Annotated in this window: 12 protein-coding genes; 7 read left to right on the top strand and 5 right to left on the bottom strand. The window is 63.5% G+C overall.

Features of this window, described 5'->3' with window-relative positions; all coding sequences use genetic code 11:
* The first annotated feature begins 284 nt into the window (after nt 1-284).
* The gene (locus F759_RS0128220) at nt 285-911 is read left to right on the top strand and encodes a cysteine hydrolase family protein (RefSeq protein WP_027802823.1); all 627 of its coding nucleotides are present in this window, start codon (nt 285-287) and stop codon (nt 909-911) included.
* Nucleotides 912-1119: 208 nt separating this feature from the next.
* On the opposite strand, the gene F759_RS0128215 is transcribed toward F759_RS0128220, so the two are convergent.
* Complete coding sequence (locus F759_RS0128215; RefSeq protein WP_027802822.1) at nt 1120-1758, bottom strand: TetR family transcriptional regulator; 639 nt, start codon at nt 1756-1758, stop codon at nt 1120-1122.
* Nucleotides 1759-2180: 422 nt separating this feature from the next.
* Here F759_RS0128215 and F759_RS0128210 point away from each other — a divergent pair, with 422 nt between their 5' ends.
* The 3 genes from F759_RS0128210 to F759_RS0128200 are packed head-to-tail and all read left to right on the top strand — an operon-like array spanning nt 2181 to nt 8184.
* Complete coding sequence (locus tag F759_RS0128210; RefSeq protein ID WP_027802821.1) at nt 2181-3413, top strand: efflux RND transporter periplasmic adaptor subunit; 1233 nt, start codon at nt 2181-2183, stop codon at nt 3411-3413.
* Nucleotides 3414-3431: 18 nt separating this feature from the next.
* Complete coding sequence (locus F759_RS0128205; RefSeq protein ID WP_027802820.1) at nt 3432-6653, top strand: efflux RND transporter permease subunit; 3222 nt, start codon at nt 3432-3434, stop codon at nt 6651-6653.
* 1 nt (nt 6654) lies between these two features.
* The gene (locus F759_RS0128200) at nt 6655-8184 is read left to right on the top strand and encodes an efflux transporter outer membrane subunit (RefSeq protein ID WP_027802819.1); all 1530 of its coding nucleotides are present in this window, start codon (nt 6655-6657) and stop codon (nt 8182-8184) included.
* Nucleotides 8185-8347: 163 nt separating this feature from the next.
* Here F759_RS0128200 and F759_RS0128195 read toward each other — a convergent pair whose 3' ends face one another.
* Complete coding sequence (locus F759_RS0128195) at nt 8348-9757, bottom strand: nucleobase:cation symporter-2 family protein (RefSeq protein WP_027802818.1); 1410 nt, start codon at nt 9755-9757, stop codon at nt 8348-8350.
* 427 nt (nt 9758-10184) lie between these two features.
* On the opposite strand from F759_RS0128195, the gene F759_RS0128185 reads away from it, so the two are divergent.
* From F759_RS0128185 to fghA, 3 genes are all read left to right on the top strand, one after another.
* Nucleotides 10185-11738, top strand: coding sequence for a xylulokinase (locus tag F759_RS0128185; protein WP_027802817.1), 1554 nt, complete (start codon nt 10185-10187; stop codon nt 11736-11738).
* 191 nt (nt 11739-11929) lie between these two features.
* A complete protein-coding gene (locus tag F759_RS0128180) occupies nt 11930-13036 on the top strand; it encodes an S-(hydroxymethyl)glutathione dehydrogenase/class III alcohol dehydrogenase (RefSeq protein WP_027802816.1) in 1107 nt (368 codons plus the stop codon).
* A gap of 37 nt (nt 13037-13073) precedes the next feature.
* Nucleotides 13074-13925, top strand: a complete 852-nt coding sequence (gene fghA / locus F759_RS0128175; protein WP_027802815.1) for an S-formylglutathione hydrolase — start codon at nt 13074-13076, stop codon at nt 13923-13925.
* An 83-nt stretch (nt 13926-14008) separates the two neighbouring features.
* Here the strand turns inward: fghA and F759_RS0128170 are convergent, their stop codons facing one another.
* From F759_RS0128170 to F759_RS0128160, 3 genes are read right to left on the bottom strand one after another with little or no spacing between them, the layout of a single operon-like run.
* Entirely contained in the window at nt 14009-14791 is a 783-nt protein-coding gene (locus F759_RS0128170) for a metal ABC transporter permease (RefSeq protein ID WP_027802814.1), read from the bottom strand.
* On the bottom strand, nt 14784-15731 hold the full coding sequence (locus F759_RS0128165) for an ABC transporter ATP-binding protein (protein ID WP_027802813.1): 948 nt from the start codon (nt 15729-15731) through the stop codon (nt 14784-14786). The genes F759_RS0128170 and F759_RS0128165 overlap by 8 nt, the downstream gene beginning before the upstream one ends.
* Nucleotides 15728-16648, bottom strand: a complete 921-nt coding sequence (locus tag F759_RS0128160; protein WP_407668557.1) for a metal ABC transporter solute-binding protein — start codon at nt 16646-16648, stop codon at nt 15728-15730. The genes F759_RS0128165 and F759_RS0128160 overlap by 4 nt, the downstream gene beginning before the upstream one ends.
* Nucleotides 16649-16653: the final 5 nt, after the last annotated feature.

Raw genomic sequence — 16653 nt, 5'->3', positions numbered from 1 at the left:
GCAGAAACGGCAGAAACGGCAGAAACGGCAGAAACGGCAGAAACGGCAGAAACGGCAGAAACGGCAGAAACGGCAGAAACGGCAGAAACGGCAGATGTGACCATGAGTCCGGCACCTCGTGAAGCGACGATGGCGATGGCCCGATTCTAGCGAATATTGTCAATCGGGCCGCTGTTACCGAAACGAGCGCAAGCGAACAATGCGTCATCGCGGCGGCCTTCGCTCACCCCGAAGATCGCGAATCTGCGCCGCGCCAACTTATTAACTTCCACAGGAGTCCTGTCATGACCACACCCTGCCGTGCGCTAATCGTCATCGACGTGCAGAACGAATACGTGAGCGGCGATCTGCCGATCGAATATCCTGAGGTGCAGAGTTCGCTCGCCAACATCGGCCGCGCGATGGACGCGGCGCGCGCCGCAGGCGTGCCGGTGGTGGTCGTGCAGAACTTCGCGCCGGCCAGCTCGCCGCTGTTCGCCCGCGGCAGCACGGGCGCCGAACTGCACCCAGCGGTCGGTTCTCGCGAGCGCGATCACTACGTCGAAAAATCGCTTCCCAGCGCCTTCACCGGCACCGACCTCGCCGACTGGCTAGCCGCACGGCATATCGACACGCTTACGGTAGTCGGCTACATGACGCACAACTGCGATGCGTCGACGATCAACCACGCGGTCCATGCGGGCCTCGCCGTCGAATTCCTGCACGATGCGACGGGCTCGGTGCCCTATGAAAACAGCGCGGGCTTTGCGAGCGCCGAAGACATTCATCGCGTGTTCAGCGTGGTGTTGCAATCGCGCTTTGCGGCGGTGACGAGCACGGACGAATGGCTTGCCGCCGTGAGTCGCGGTGTGCCGCTCGAGCGCGGCAACATTTATGCATCCAATCAGAAGGCGCGCAGCCGGAATCGCTGAACGGCGCTTGAGGGACGCGGCCGAAAGGCCGCGACGAACGCTGGCCAAACGCGGCAACCAGAACCGCCGGAACGAGCGCGCAACACGTGGCGCCAATAACGCCGCCAGGAGGGTTGCCAGTATGGCTAAGAGGGGCGCTCGCAATCACCGCGCCGACAGCTAGCGCTCACAGCGGGCACGGATAGCGCCCGGCCGGCTGGCCGCCGTTTCACGTTGATTTGCGCAGCGCCGGGCTCAAGCGCAGCGCGTCGAAAATCCCTTCGACCATCCGCTCGCCAAGCGCGGCGAAATCGGTTGCATCGGGCAGGAACAGCATGTCGCGCAGCGACCCGCCGACAAACGCATGCACCATCGCCGCAGCCAGCTTCGTATCGAGGTCCGCTGGCAATTGCCCTTTCGAGATCGCATTGCGCAAGCCGCCTTCGATCTTGGTCAACGCCTCGCGCATGTTTGTCTGGTAGCGGACCATTACCGGTCCCATCTCTTCGACTAGCTCGCACTTCAGAAACAGGATGTCGAACACGCGGCGGCGGCGCGGATCGTTCGCGGTATCGCGCACGCAGACAATGCAGATTTCCATCAGACGCCCGAGCGGATCGGGCTCATTAGGGTCGAGCGACGCAGCTTTGAGCTCGTCCAGCGGCAGCAGCACGCGGTCGAACATTTCGGTGAACAGATCGCTCTTGTGCGAGAAGTGCCAATAAATGGCGCCGCGGGTGACGCCCGCCGCCTGCGCGATGTCCGCGAGCGACGTGCGCGAAACGCCTTTTTCGAAAAAGACCCGCTCGGCTGCGTCGAGGATGCTGTTGCGCGTCTCCAGCGCTTCTTCTTTGGTTCTTCGGACCATATTTGTATAACCTGCCTGATTGCGGGTTTCCCCGAGCGCTTTTAAGTACGCTCGATGACAATCCGTTTGCCCTGAACTGTTTGGCGAAGCTTTCTTCCGGGTCGCGCCTCGTAGGAGAAGTAACGCACTTTTACATTCATTCGTGAATGTATATATAATAGCACCCCACGATCGGATAGCCCAAGCTGTGACGACCGGTTAATATCCGTCACTGTTGCCTTTCAAACGCTTACGCGCCGTGCTTCAACGCGCGGCGCCGTGCGGCATTTCCCGGTATGGCGCATTTGGCTCAGGATGCCTCGCAGCTTCAGTCTGCATCCTGGGCATCCGGTCGAGCGTCGCAAGACGCATGTGTGCGCCGTCGTCCCCGGGGTAGGGATGCGCGCACTTTTTCATTCTCAGTCCTAGACAGAGGTCGCTCCATGCGCGTCGAACGGGTTCCATTCCGCTTAATCAGTGCCGCGACGGCTGCCGTATTGCTGGCAGCATGCGGACCAAAACAATCTGCCCCGCCGCAACAGACGCCCGAAGTTGGCGTCGTCACAGTCCAGCCGACTACCGTACCTGTCGTCACCGAATTGCCGGGCCGCACCAGTGCTTTCCTCGTCGCGCAAGTGCGTGCGCGGGTCGACGGCATCGTGCTGCGCCGCGAGTTCACCGAAGGCGGTCAGGTCAAGGCCGGCCAACGTCTGTACAAGATCGATCCGGCGCCGTACATCGCCACACTGAACAACGCCAAGGCGACGCTCGCCAAGGCGCAGGCCAACCTAGCGTCCACCACGGCGCAGGCGAATCGCTACAAGGTGCTGGTGGCCGCCAATGCGGTCAGCAAGCAGGACTATGACAACGCAGTGGCCGCGCAAGGCCAGGCCGCCGCCGACGTCGCCGCCGGCAAGGCGGCAGTCGAGACCGCGCAGATCAACCTCGGCTATACGGACGTGACCTCGCCGGTGACGGGCCAGATCGGCGTGTCGCAAGTCACGCCGGGTGCTTATGTGCAGGCGAGCGCCGCGACGCTGCTCGCCACGGTCCAGCAACTCGATCCGGTCTACGTGGACCTGACGCAATCGAGCCTCGACGGCCTGAAGCTGCGCCGCGAAATCCAGGAAGGGCGTCTGAAGACGAATGGTCCTGACGCGGCCAAGGTCTCGCTGATCCTCGAAGACGGTCGCACGTATTCGGAAAAAGGCAAGCTCCAGTTCACCGACGTCACGGTCGACCAGAGCACCGGTTCGGTCACGGTTCGCGCGATCTTCCAGAACAAGGACAAGGTGCTGCTGCCGGGCATGTTCGTGCGCGCGAAGATCGAGGAAGGCGTGAACGAGAACGCGCTCGTCGTCCCGCAAGTCGGCATCACGCACGACCAGAAGGGTCAGCCGACCGCGCTCGTCGTCGGTCAGGACAACAAGGTCGCGTTGCGCCAGCTCGTCACTTCGGGCACGTACGGTTCGAACTGGGTGGTCGAGAGCGGCCTGAAAGCCGGCGACCGCGTGATCGTGCAGGGCACAGACAAGGCGAAACCGGGCATGCAGGTCAAGGCTGTTGCCGCGCAACTTCCCGCCTCGCCCGCCTCCGGCGCAGCCGCTCAAGGTGCGCCGGCCGCCAGCGGCAGCGCGCAGACGGCTCAACCTGCCTCCGCAGCATCGGGCGCGTAATAACAGGGAGCCCGCCACATGGCAAAGTTCTTTATTGATCGCCCGATTTTTGCATGGGTGATCGCCATCATTCTGATGCTCGCGGGTATCGCGTCGGTGTTCACATTGCCGATCGCGCAATACCCGACCATCGCTCCGCCGGCTGTGCAGATCAGCGCAACGTATCCGGGCGCTTCGGCGAAGACGGTGGAAAACACCGTCACGCAGGTGATCGAGCAGCAGATGAGTGGTCTCGACCACTTGCTGTATCTGTCGTCCACTTCGGACGACTCGGGTACGGCAACCATCACGCTGACGTTCGCGGCCGGCACCAATCCTGACATCGCGCAGGTGCAGGTGCAGAACAAGCTGCAACTCGCCACGCCGCTGTTGCCCGAAGCGGTGCAGCAGTTGGGCACCAAGGTCACGAAGTCGAGCAGCAGCTTCCTGCTGGTCATGGCGTTCGTGTCCGAAGACGGCAGCATGAACAAGTACGACCTCGCGAACTACGTCGCGTCGAACGTGCAGGACCCGGTCAGCCGTATCGACGGCGTGGGCACGGTCACGCTGTTCGGCTCGCAGTATGCGATGCGTATCTGGCTCGACGCGAACAAGCTCACCAACTTCGGCTTGACGCCGGTGGATGTGCAGACGGCATTGCAGGCGCAGAACGTGCAGGTTGCGGGCGGCTCGCTCGGCGGCACCCCGTCGGTGCCGGGGCAGGTGCTGCAGGCGACCATCACGGAAGCCACGCTGCTCAATACGCCCGAACAGTTCCGCAACGTGCTGTTGAAGGTCAATCCTGACGGCTCGCAAGTCCGCATCAAGGACGTGGCGCGCGTCGAGCTCGGCGGTGAAAACTACAACTTCGACACCAAGTACAACGGTCAGCCGACCGCGGGCTTCGGTATCCAGCTCGCGACGGGCGCGAACGCGCTGGCAACGGCCAAGGCGGTGCGCGCGAAGATCGACGAGTTGTCGAAATACTTCCCGCATGGTCTCGTGGTGAAGTACCCGTACGACACCACGCCGTTCGTGCGTCTGTCGATCGAGGAAGTGGTCAAGACGCTGCTCGAAGGTATCGTGCTGGTGTTCCTGGTCATGTACCTGTTCCTGCAGAACCTGCGCGCCACGCTGATCCCGACGATCGCCGTGCCGGTGGTGCTGCTGGGCACGTTCGCGATCATGAGCATGGTGGGCTTCTCGATCAACACGCTGTCCATGTTCGGCCTCGTGCTGGCAATCGGTCTGCTGGTGGATGATGCGATCGTGGTGGTGGAAAACGTCGAGCGGGTGATGGCAGAGGAGGGCTTGTCGCCTCGTGAAGCCACGCGTAAGGCGATGGACCAGATTACCGGCGCGCTGATCGGCGTGGCGCTCGTGCTGTCGGCGGTGTTCGTGCCGGTGGCGTTCTCGGGCGGTTCGGTCGGCGCGATTTACCGGCAGTTCTCGCTGACGATCGTGGCCGCGATGGTGCTGTCGGTGCTGGTCGCGTTGATTTTGACGCCGGCCTTGTGCGCGACGATCCTCAAGCCGATTCCGCAAGGTCATCACGAGGAAAAGAAGGGCTTCTTCGGCTGGTTCAACCGGAACTTCAACAAGAGCCGCGATAAGTACCACTCGGGCGTGCACCACGTGATCAAGCGCTCGGGCCGCTGGCTCATCATCTACATGGTGGTGATCTTCGCGGTTGGCCTCCTGTTCGTGCGCCTGCCGAAGTCGTTCCTGCCCGACGAAGACCAGGGCACGATGTTCGTGCTGGTGCAAACGCCGTCCGGCTCGACGCAGGAAACCACGGCGCGCGCGCTGAAGGACGTTTCTGACTACCTGCTCGACGGTGAGAAGGCGATTGTCGAATCCACCTTCACGGTGAACGGCTTCAGCTTCGCGGGCCGCGGCCAGAACGCCGGTCTCGTGTTCGTGCGGATGAAGGACTACGCGCAGCGTCAGCATGCGAATGAAAAGGTCCAGGCGCTGGTGGGCCGCTTATTCATGCACTTCGCCAGCTACAAGGGCGCGCTCGTGTACCCGGTGAATCCGCCGTCGATTCCGGAACTCGGCACGGCCGCGGGCTTCGACTTCGAGTTGCAGGACCGTGCGGGTGTTGGCCACGAAAAGCTGATGGAAGCGCGCAACATGCTGCTCGGCATGGCTGCGCAAGATCCGACGCTGGCTCAGGTGCGTCCGAACGGCCTGAACGATACGCCGCAGTTCAAGGTGAGCATCGACCATGAAAAGGCGTCTGCGCTCGGCGTATCGCTGTCCGCAATCGACCAGACGTTCTCGATCGCGTGGGCCTCGCAATACGTGAACAACTTCCTCGATACCGATGGCCGGATCAAGAAGGTGTACATGCAGGGCGATGCACCATTCCGTATGAAGCCGGAAGACCTGAACGCCTGGTACGTGCGCAACACGGCGGGTGGCATGGTGCCATTCTCGTCGTTCGCAAGCGGTCAGTGGACCTACGGTTCGCCGAAGCTCGAGCGCTACAACGGTATTTCCGCGGTGGAAATCCAGGGCGCGGCGGCACCGGGCAAGTCGACCGGTCAGGCGATGACGGCAATGGAAGCGCTCGTGGCGAAACTGCCCGCGGGTATCGGCTACGAATGGACGGGCCTGTCGTTGCAGGAACGCCAGTCCGGCTCGCAGGCGCCGATCCTCTACGGCATTTCGATCCTCGTCGTGTTCCTGTGTCTCGCGGCGCTGTATGAGAGCTGGTCGATCCCGTTCTCGGTGATCATGGTGGTGCCGCTCGGCGTGATCGGCGCACTGCTGGCCGCCACGCTGCGCGGGCTCGAGAACGACGTGTTCTTCCAGGTCGGTCTCCTGACCACGGTGGGGCTGTCGGCGAAGAACGCGATTCTGATCGTGGAGTTCGCGCGCGAGTTGCAGCAGAGCGAGGGAATAGGGCCGGTCGAGGCCGCGCTGGAAGCGGCGCGTCTGCGGCTGCGTCCGATTCTGATGACCTCGCTTGCGTTCATTCTCGGCGTGATGCCGCTCGCGATCAGCAACGGCGCTGGCTCGGCGAGCCAGCACGCAATCGGCACCGGCGTGATCGGCGGTATGTTGACGGCGACCTTCCTCGCGATTTTCATGATCCCGATGTTCTTCGTCGTGATCCGCGCGAAGTTTGGCGGCGAGAAGGAAGACCCGGACGAGGCGCTCGCACACTACAACCAGCACCATCCGCATGATCCGCAAGATGGCGGGGCGGCTGGCGGGTCGGACCGCAATGGCTCGGGCAAGGACGGACATTGAGATGCAAAAACACTCTTTGATTGCAGTGGCGGTCGCGTTCCTCGCCGCCGGTTGCACGATGGCGCCGAAGTACGAACGCCCCGCCGCGCCGGTGACGAGCACGTTCCCCACCGGCGGCGTGTACGACACGCAGCCGGGCGCGACGCAGCCAGGCGCAGCCGGCGCGCGCAGCGCGAACGGCCAGGCGGCGGCGGACATCGGCTGGCGCGATTTCTTCGTCGATCCGCGCATGCAGCGGTTGATCGAAATTGCGCTGAAGAACAACCGCGATCTGCGCGTGTCGGTGCTGAACATGCAGGCCTCGCAAGCGCAGTTCCGGATCGTCCGCGCGGGTCTGTTCCCGACGCTCGACGCCGCGGCATCGCAAAGCAAACAGCGAACGCCGAAAGACCTGTCGGTGTTCGGCAATACGATCTCGAACTCATATTCGGTTGGTCTGAACGCTTCGTGGGAAATCGACTTCTTCGGGCGCATTCAAAGCCTGAAGGACCAGGCGTTGGCTCAATACCTGGCCACGGCTCAGGCGCGCAAGGCGGCTGAAATCGCGCTGGTCTCGCAGGTGGCGAATCAGTATCTGACGGTGCTCGAGCTCGACGATCTGCTGAATGTCACACAAGGCACGCTGAAAACGGCGCACGAGTCGTATCGCATCACGAAGCTGCAGTTCGACAACGGCACCGGCTCCGAACTCGATCTGCGTCAGGCGCAGACCGTGGTCGAGCAGGCACAGGCGAACTTGCAGGCGCAGGAGCGTTTGCGCGCTCAGGCCGAAAACGCGCTGGTGCTGCTGCTCGGCGAGCCGCTGCCCGCCGACCTGCCGCCGGGCCTCACGTTGAGCGACCAGAATCTCCTCACGGATATTCCGGCGGGTCTGCCGTCCGATCTGCTGACGCGTCGTCCGGACATCATGGAGGCCGAGGAGAATCTGCTCGCGGCGAACGCGAATATCGGCGCGGCGCGCGCGGCGTTTTTCCCGAAGGTTTCGCTCACCGGCAGCTTCGGTACGCTGAGCCCGACGCTCGGCGGCCTGTTCAAGCCGGGTTCGGCGGCGTGGAGCTTCGCGCCGTCGATCACGTTGCCGATTTTCGAAGGCGGCCAGAACCTGGCCAACCTCGATGTGGCCAACATCCAGAAGAACGTCCAGATCGCCACGTATGAAAAGGCGATCCAGACGGCCTTCCGCGAGGTGGCGGACGCACTGGCCGCGCGCGGCACGTACGATCAGCAGATTCAGTCGCTCGAGCGCAACACGTTTGCGCAACAGCGTCGGCTGGATCTGTCGAACCTGCGTTATACGAACGGGGTCGACAGTTACCTGTCGGTGCTGACCGCGCAGACCGATCTGTATTCGTCGCAGCAGTCGTTGATCACCGCGCGCATGGAGCGTTTGCAGAACCTCGTGACGCTGTACCAGGCGCTCGGCGGCGGCTGGATCGAGCATAACGGCGAGCAGCCGCGTCCGGCCGATGCACCCGTCGACTACGGTGCAGCGAGTGCGCCGGCAGCGGCTTCCGCTGGTACCGCGGGCTGAGCATTGCGGCAGTTCGACCGGTAATTGACCGGTGATAGAAAAACGCCACGGCATGCCGTGGCGTTTTCTTTTGCAGCGGCCGAGCGGATCGAGTGAGCCAGCCGCCCGGCTGTGCATTGCATGTGAAGCTCAACGCTTTACCGATTCAGCGTCCCGACCTCACCTAATGCAAATCCGCCGCACGCAGTATTTCATCGCGCGGCGCTTCCTTGCCGCTGCGTCCGTCGAAATCGTGGCTGGCTTTGCGGATTTCGCACTGCGCTTTCTTCTCGCTTTTGACGCCATTGAAAATCAGATTCAGCACGACCGCAGACACCGAAGCCAGCAAAATCCCGCTGTGCAGCAGCGGCGACAACGCGGGCGGCAGCTTCGAAAAGAAGTGCGGCGATACCACCGGCACGAGCCCGAGGCCAATACTCACCGCGACGATGAAGAGGTTGTGGTGATTCTTCACGAAGTCGACCTTGGACAGCACCTTGATGCCGTTGGCCGCGACCATGCCGAACATCACGATGCCAGCGCCGCCGAGCACGAAAGCGGGCACCGAGGCGACCACTTGCGCCATCTTCGGAAAGAGGCCGAGCAGCACCAGAATCACGCCGCCCATCGCGCAGACAAAGCGGCTCTTCACGCCGGTCACGCCGATCAGCCCGACGTTCTGTGAGAACGACGTATGCGGAAACGAGTTGAAGATGCCGCCGATCAGCGTGCCGAGTCCATCCACGCGCAAACCGCGCACCAGCGCTTTCTGATCGACCGGACGATCGACCATATCGCCGACCGCGAGGAACATGCCCGTCGATTCGATGAAGGTGACGAACATCACGGTCACCATCGTTGCAATCGACAGCGGATCGAAGTGCGGCAGCCCGAAGTGAAACGGCATCACGAAGCCGACCCACGGCGCGTGCGTCACGCCGTCCATGTTGACGCGGCCGAGCGCCAGCGCGATCACGAAGCCCGCGACAATGCCGAGCAGCACCGAAATATTCGCGATGAAGCCCTTGGCGAACTTGTTGATGAGCAGGATCAGCATCAGCACGAGCAGCGAGAGGCCGAGGTAGACCGGATTGCCATAGTCGGGATTGCCCACGCCGCCGGCTGCCCAGTTGATGCCGACGCCCATCAGCGAGAGCCCGATCACCGAGATCACCACGCCGATCACCACCGGCGGGAAAAAGCGCAGCAGCTTGCCGACGGCCGGCGCGAGCAGGATGCCGATCACGCCGGCGGCGATCGTCGAGCCGAAGATGTCGAGAATGCCGAGCGATGGATTGGTGCCGATCGCGACCATCGGACCGACTGCGGCGAACGTGCAGCCCATGATCACCGGCAAGCGGATGCCGAAGATCCACAGGCCGAGCGTCTGGATCAACGTGGCGATGCCGCAGGAGAACAGGTCGGCGCTGATCAGGAACGCGATCTGGTCTTTCGGCAGCTTCAGCGCCGCGCCGACGATCAGCGGCACCGCGACGGCGCCGGCGTACATCACCAAAACGTGCTGAATGCCGAGGGTGAGCAACTGGCCCGCGGGCAGCCGCTCGTCGCACGGGTGAACCGTGTTCGATTGCATAACGTCTCTCTCCACAATCTGATTTTGGGATGACTCCAAGGTATCGGGGACGAAAAAGCGCAACAAGACCGCTGGGGCCTATTCCGGCATTCCCGGTGACGATATGCGCGAGCCCACTTTGAAAGCCGGAATTGGCGCGAGCGGCGGTTCCATCGGCGGTCAGCCCCTTGCAGCGGCGATGCGCGCGCAGTCGCTTGGCGTGCCCGAGCCGCCGCGATATATGTGAGAATCGATGAGGTGTATCCGGGCTGGCGCATAGTCGTGTTTTCGTACAACTCGCCGCTCGGCGGGGTTAACCCGCGATTGGACGGCGTTCTGCACGCGGCAGCAACTGCTTCCCACACATCATGCGGCTGGCAAAAATTCGCGCTTGCGGCGCGGTCCGCATACTCTCACTTACACCTTAACTGACGACGCTCCATCGCTCATGAGCTTTCTCGGCATCGACCTCGGCACTGGTTCCCTCAAAGTCGCAATCGTCGATGAAGACGGCCATGAGCAGGCCGTCGCGAGCGTCGCGTACGCACTCGAGACGCCGCACGCCGGCTGGGCGGAGACGTCGGTGCAAACGTGGTGGCGCGCGCTGTGCGAAGCGGCTGCGCGCTTGCCCGATGGGCTGCGTCGCGAGGTCAAGGGAATTGGCTTTTCCGGCCAGATGCACGGCGTCGTCATGATCGACGAAGCGGGGAATGCGGTGCGGCCCGCGATGCTGTGGCCCGACACGCGCGCAAGTGCTTTGCTCGACGCGTGGCCCGAGCCGCAGCCGAATCCGGTGGCGCCCGGCATGGCCGGTCCGTTGCTGCGCTGGGTCGCGTTGCATGAACCGGAGTCCGCACGCCGCACGCGCTGGGCGTTGCAGCCGAAAGACTGGCTGCGAGTCGCGCTTGGCGGCGCGGTCGCGACTGATCCTTCGGACGCGTGCGCGACCGCGCTCGCCGATCTCGATGGCGCGTGGGATGTGGCGCTGCTCGAACGGCTCGGCATTGCGCATGAGTGGTTCGCGCCGGTGGGCCCGTCGTATGCAGCTGCCGGCGTGCTGTCGCATAGCGCGGCGCAGGCGTTGGGCCTGCGTGCGGGCATCGTGCTCGCCACTGGCGCCGCAGACACGCCATGCGCCGCGCTCGGCAGCGGACTTGCGCGCGACGGTGACGCGCTCCTGACGACCGGCACCGGTGGCCAGATCGTCGTGCTCGGCGAGCATGAGCCTCAGGCGGTTAGAGGCCTGCATCGCTATCGGGCGGCGAGCGACCACTGGTATCGAATGGCGGCCATGCAAAACGTGGGCATTGCGCTGGAGCGCGCGCGCGGCTGGCTATGCTACGAATGGGCGGATGCCTATGGCGAAGCCTTCGTCGACCAGGCGGGCCAGGCAGTGGGCATCATGGTCAACGCCAACGCCAACGCCAACGCCAACGCCAACGCCAACGCCAACGCCAACGCTAACGCTAACGCCGCCGCGATAGCCGCAGCAACGACAACGAGCCCCACAGCACCGCCGCTGACCTTCCTCCCTTACCTCACAGGCGAGCGCACACCGTGGCTCAATCCCGCGGCGCGCGGCGGCTGGCTCGGGCTCGCTCTCGATCACACGCGCGGCGCGATGATGCGCGCCGCGTTCGAAGGCGTCGCCTTTTCGCTGCGCGCGGGGCTCGACGCGATCCGCGCGAGCGGCGCGACAGTGACGACATTGAAGCTGGCAGGCGGCGGTTCCGTCGATGCGCGCTGGCGCCAACTGCTCGCCGATACGCTAAATGCAGAACTGCACGCAGTCGATTGTCCGAATGCCGCTCCGCGCGGCGCGGCCATCCTCGGCGGCATTGCAAGCGGTCACTGGCACGTGCACGACCTCGCTGCGCTCGCGCCCGGTGCGACGCTCGTGGCCAGCCCGCGAGGCGATCGCGCGCTCGCCGAACGCTACGCACGTTTTGTCGATCTGTATGGCCGCGTCGAAACATGGTTCGACGCAGGCACGGACACCTGACGAGGAGAGCGGTAATGTCACCTGCTGACAATGCCGCGACGCACTTTGCAATACCATGACGCTTTTCATGCGTTAGCCTGTAGCTCACGCGGCGCAGGCATCGACCGCAGCATGATCCCAGGATATTCGCGCGCCGCCATGCCGCATACCGCGACGCGCGTCGCATTCACAGACTCACAGGAGCATTCACGATGAAGACCAAAGCAGCAATCGCATGGAAAGCGGGCGCACCGCTGACGATCGAAGAAGTCGATCTCGAAGGCCCGCGCGCAGGCGAAGTCCTGATCGAAGTGAAAGCGACCGGTATCTGCCACACCGATTACTACACGCTCTCGGGCGCCGACCCAGAAGGTATTTTCCCAGCGATTCTCGGCCACGAAGGCGCGGGCGTGATCGTCGATACTGGTCCGGGCGTCGGCACGCTGAAGAAGGGCGACCACGTCATTCCGCTTTACACGCCCGAATGCCGTCAGTGCAAATTCTGTCTATCGCGCAAGACCAACCTGTGTCAGGCGATCCGCGCGACGCAGGGCAAGGGCCTGATGCCCGACGCCACCTCGCGTTTCTCGCTGGACGGCAAGCCTTTGTTTCACTACATGGGCACGTCCACGTTTTCCAACTACATCGTCGTGCCGGAAATCGCCGTGGCCAAGGTGCGTGAAGACGCGCCGTTCGACAAGATCTGCTACATCGGCTGCGGCGTGACGACGGGCGTCGGCGCAGTCGTGTATTCGGCGAAGGTCGAAGCCGGCGCGAACGTGGTGGTGTTCGGGCTCGGCGGCATCGGCCTGAACGTGATTCAGGGCGCGAAAATGGTCGGAGCGGACAAGATCATCGGCGTGGACATCAATCCGGGCCGCGTCGAACTCGCGAAGAAATTCGGCATGACGCACTTCATCAACCCGAACGAAGTCGAGAACGTGGTCGATCACATCGTGCAGCTTACCGACGGCGGCGCCGACTATTCGTTCGAATGCATCGGCAATACGAAGGTGATGCGTCAGGCGCTCGAATGCACGCATAAGGGCTGGGGCCAGTCGTTCATCATCGGCGTGGCGGCGGCGGGCGAGGAGGTCAGCACGCGTCCGTTCCAGCTCGTGACCGGCCGCGAGTGGAAAGGCTCTGCATTCGGCGGCGCGCGCGGCCGCACGGACGTGCCGAAGATCGTCGACTGGTACATGGAAGGCAAGATCAATATCGACGATCTGATTACGCACCGTCTGCCGCTCGAACGCATCAACGAGGGCTTCGATCTGATGAAGAAGGGCGAGTCGATCCGCTCGGTCGTGCTGTATTAACACGGCTCAACGAACGCGACCAACAAGGAGCAAGACGATGCTTGAGCTATTGTCGTCGCACGCCTGTCATGGCGGCGAGCAGCGTTTTTATCGGCATGAGTCGCAAACCATCGGCCTGCCGATGCGCTTCTCGGTATATCTGCCGCCGCAGGCCCTCAAGCCGGACGCGAAGGTGCCCGCGCTGTTCTATCTCGCGGGGCTGACCTCTACCGAAGAGACGTTTGCGATCAAGGCCGGTGCGCAGCGCTTCGCCGCGCGACATGGCGTGGCGCTCGTCGCGCCGGATACGAGCCCGCGCGGCGCGGGCGTGCCGGGCGAGAGCGCCGCGTGGGACTTCGGCGTGGGCGCGGGCTTTTACGTCGATGCAACGCAGGAGCCCTGGGCGCGGCACTATCGGATGTACTCCTATGTACGCGACGAGCTGCGCGAAACGGTTCTGAACGAACTTCCCGTCGACGATTCGAGGCTCGGCATTTTCGGTCATTCAATGGGCGGCCACGGTGCATTGATGTTGGCGCTGCGCAATCCGGAGTTCTATCGCTCGGTGTCGGCGTTCGCGCCGATTGCCGCGCCCACGCGCTGCCCTTGGGGCGAGAAAGCGTTCGGCGGCTATCTCGGCGACGACCGCGAAGCATGGAAGGAATACGACTCAAGCGAACTCGTGGTGCGCGCGTCGCGCAAGTTCGCGGAGGGGATTCTGGTCGATCAAGGGCTCGCCGATCAGTTTCTCGCCGAGCAGTTGTATCCCGACGTGTTCGAAGCCGCATGCCGCGCGGCGGGCCAGCCGCTGACCTTGCGCCGGCATGCGGGCTACGACCACGGCTATTACTTCATCTCGACTTTCATCGAGGATCACATCGCGCATCACGCGAAGGTGTTGCTCGGCTGAAGTTTTCTGATGCCGATGGCGGCACCATTGCGGGCCGCCATCGAACGCATTGAACGCATCAAACCCATCCAACGCATTGAAGCTTAGCGACGCCTCAGCAAACTCCCGCCATACACCACCGCCGACAGCGCGGTGATCCAGAAGCTCGTCGGCCAGTCGGTGTAGAACGCGAGCGTCACTCCGAGCCACGCCTGCAACAGCGCGAACACGGCGGCGAGCACGAGGCCGGCCGAAAGCCGCGTCGTCATATTCTGCGCGGCGGCGGCCGGGCCGACCATCAGTGTGAAGACCAGCAGCACGCCGACGATCTGCGTGCACGCGGCCACGGCGAGGGCGGTAATCGCGAGAAACAGCACCGACACGAGACGCAACGACACGCCCTTCGCTTCGGCCAGCTCGGGCTGCAATGAAGCGAACAGCAACGGCCGCATGATCGCCGCGAGCGCAAGCAGACTGACCACGCCCAGGCCCGCCAGCACAGCCAGCGTCGACTCGTTCACGCCGAGCACGTTGCCGAACAGCAGCGCGGTGACCTGCGTCGCATAGGCCGTGAAGAAGTGCAGAAACAGCAGCCCGAAGCCGAGCGACAGCGACAGGATCACGCCGATTGCGACGTCGCGTCCGGCGAGGCGCTCGCCGAGCGCGCCCATGCCGACGCCCGCCGCGAGCGTAAAGCCGACCATGCCCCAGATTGGCGAAATGCCGATCAGCACTGCGCCAGTCGCGCCGGTGAAGCCGACATGCGAAAGCGCGTGCCCCGCGAAAGTTTGTCCGCGCATCACGAGAAAATAGCCGACCACGCCAGCGAGCACGGCGACGATGCCCGACGCCGCGAAGGCGTTCACCATGAAGTCGTATTCAAACATCGTGCTTGTGTCCGTCGCGTGAGTCGTACTGGTGTGAGTGATCGTGGGCATGTCCATGCGAATGCCCGCCGTTCTCGTCGTGTTCGTGCTCGTGATCGTGCTTTTCCACTTCGACGCCGCCCGACATCACGAAGATGCGGCCGTTCACGCGCATCACGTCGATGGGCGAACCGTAGAGGCGCGACAGCACGGGCCGCGTGATGACCTCGTCGACGGTGCCGAGCGCGGCCACGCCGCTGCCGAGATACAGCACGCGATCGAGCGAGTTGAGCAGCGGGTTGAGTTCGTGTGCCGAGAACAGCACGGCAATGCCGAGCTCCTGCTGCACACGCCGCACGAGTTCGACCACACTCTTCTGATGATGCGGGTCGAGGCTGATCAGCGGTTCGTCGAGCAGCAGCAGTTTCGGCGCGCCAAGCAGACATTGCGCGAGCAGCAGGCGTTGCCGCTCGCCGCCCGAAAGTTCGGATAAGGGCCGCTCGGCGAGCTTGCGGCCGTCAACCAGTTCGAGCACGCGCTCAACATCCGCGCGCGTTTTTGAGTCCGCGTGAGGCAGGCCCCAACGGTGGCCGTCGGCCGCCATCGCGACGAAATCGCGGCCACGCACGCGCCGTCCGGCAAGTGCGCTGCGCGTTTGCGGCATATAACCGATCGACGCGTTGCCGCGCTCCACCGGCTGCCCCAGCACGCGGATCGTGCCGCTTGCCGCCGGCACGAGGCCGAGCACCGCGCGCATCAGCGTGGTCTTGCCCGCGCCGTTCGGCCCCAGCACGCCGATGAATTCGCCCTGATTCACGACGAAGCCGGCATCGCGCAAGATCGTGCGGCCGCCGAGTTCCAGCGTGACGTGATCGAGTTCGAGCACGGGCGAGCGGCTTGCCGTGGGCGTCGCTCCGCTCGCCGATACATTGGCTGGCGTGCTGCGGCCAGTAACATTCATTGGGTTTTTCCTTTGACTCCGGCCGCTGCCTTCGTGCTGCTCGCATCGCCTTTGGCGAGCGCTGCGCCGAGCGCGTCGAGCTGCGAGAGCATCCACGTCTGATAGGTGTTGCCGGCCGGCTCGGTCTCGGTGACGCTTACGGTCGGCACGTTCGATTGCTGCGCGAGCTTCAACATGCGTTTGGTCAGAGCCTCGGTTGCCTGGCTGTTATAGATCAGCACGCGTACGCGCTTTTCGCGCAGATCACGTTCGAATGCGGCGATGTCGGATGCGCTGGCTTCTGTGTCGTTCATTGCCGCCATCTGGAAGCGCATGTTGCGCATACTCAGTCCGATTGCATCCGACATATAGCCGAACACGGGCTCCGTTGCCGTCACTGGCGTGCCCGCGTAGCGGTCATGCAGTTCGGCGGCCTTCGCTTGCACCGGTTTCAGCGAATCGAGAAACTTCACGAGGTTCGCATCGTACGCCGACTTGTGCGCCGGGTCAGCCGCGACGAGCACCTCGTTCACCGCGCGCGCCACCTTGGGCATCGTCGCCGGGTCGTACCAGAGATGCGGATTGTCGCCGCTCTTTTTGCCGGTCAACTCCGCCGCAACGATTGTCGTGTGCTTCGCGCCCTTCGACGCGGCCAGCAATTTTGCCATCCACGGATCGTAGTCGGCGCCGTTGTAGACCACAAGGCTCGCATGCTGCAACGCGCGCGCTGTCTTCGGGCTTGCTTCGAACAGATGCGGGTCCTGGTCCGGGTTGCTGAGAATGCTCGTCACGTCGACGCGATCGCCGCCCAGTTGCTGCACCACATCGCCATAAAAATTTTCGGCGGCGACCACGGGGATTTTCGCATCCGCGGCAAATGCTGCATGGCTAAACGCGAACGCGGCTGTGACTGCGGCGACATATCTGGACAGCGACATCGTGC

The organism is Paraburkholderia dilworthii (assembly GCF_000472525.1).
Lineage (GTDB): Bacteria > Pseudomonadota > Gammaproteobacteria > Burkholderiales > Burkholderiaceae > Paraburkholderia > Paraburkholderia dilworthii.
Note: the sequence above shows the minus strand (reverse complement) of the source record. Positions and strands in the feature narration are given on the sequence as shown.

Excerpts from the sequence above, each read along its gene's own strand:
- F759_RS0128220 (WP_027802823.1), top strand. The coding sequence starts at position 285 with ATGACCACACCCTGCCGTGCGCTAATCGTCATCGACGTGCAGAACGAA.
- F759_RS0128215 (WP_027802822.1), bottom strand. The coding sequence starts at position 1,758 with ATGGTCCGAAGAACCAAAGAAGAAGCGCTGGAGACGCGCAACAGCATC.
- F759_RS0128210 (WP_027802821.1), top strand. The coding sequence starts at position 2,181 with ATGCGCGTCGAACGGGTTCCATTCCGCTTAATCAGTGCCGCGACGGCT.
- F759_RS0128205 (WP_027802820.1), top strand. The coding sequence starts at position 3,432 with ATGGCAAAGTTCTTTATTGATCGCCCGATTTTTGCATGGGTGATCGCC.
- F759_RS0128200 (WP_027802819.1), top strand. The coding sequence starts at position 6,655 with ATGCAAAAACACTCTTTGATTGCAGTGGCGGTCGCGTTCCTCGCCGCC.
- F759_RS0128195 (WP_027802818.1), bottom strand. The coding sequence starts at position 9,757 with ATGCAATCGAACACGGTTCACCCGTGCGACGAGCGGCTGCCCGCGGGC.
- F759_RS0128185 (WP_027802817.1), top strand. The coding sequence starts at position 10,185 with ATGAGCTTTCTCGGCATCGACCTCGGCACTGGTTCCCTCAAAGTCGCA.
- F759_RS0128180 (WP_027802816.1), top strand. The coding sequence starts at position 11,930 with ATGAAGACCAAAGCAGCAATCGCATGGAAAGCGGGCGCACCGCTGACG.
- fghA (WP_027802815.1), top strand. The coding sequence starts at position 13,074 with ATGCTTGAGCTATTGTCGTCGCACGCCTGTCATGGCGGCGAGCAGCGT.
- F759_RS0128170 (WP_027802814.1), bottom strand. The coding sequence starts at position 14,791 with ATGTTTGAATACGACTTCATGGTGAACGCCTTCGCGGCGTCGGGCATC.
- F759_RS0128165 (WP_027802813.1), bottom strand. The coding sequence starts at position 15,731 with ATGAATGTTACTGGCCGCAGCACGCCAGCCAATGTATCGGCGAGCGGA.
- F759_RS0128160 (WP_407668557.1), bottom strand. The coding sequence starts at position 16,648 with ATGTCGCTGTCCAGATATGTCGCCGCAGTCACAGCCGCGTTCGCGTTT.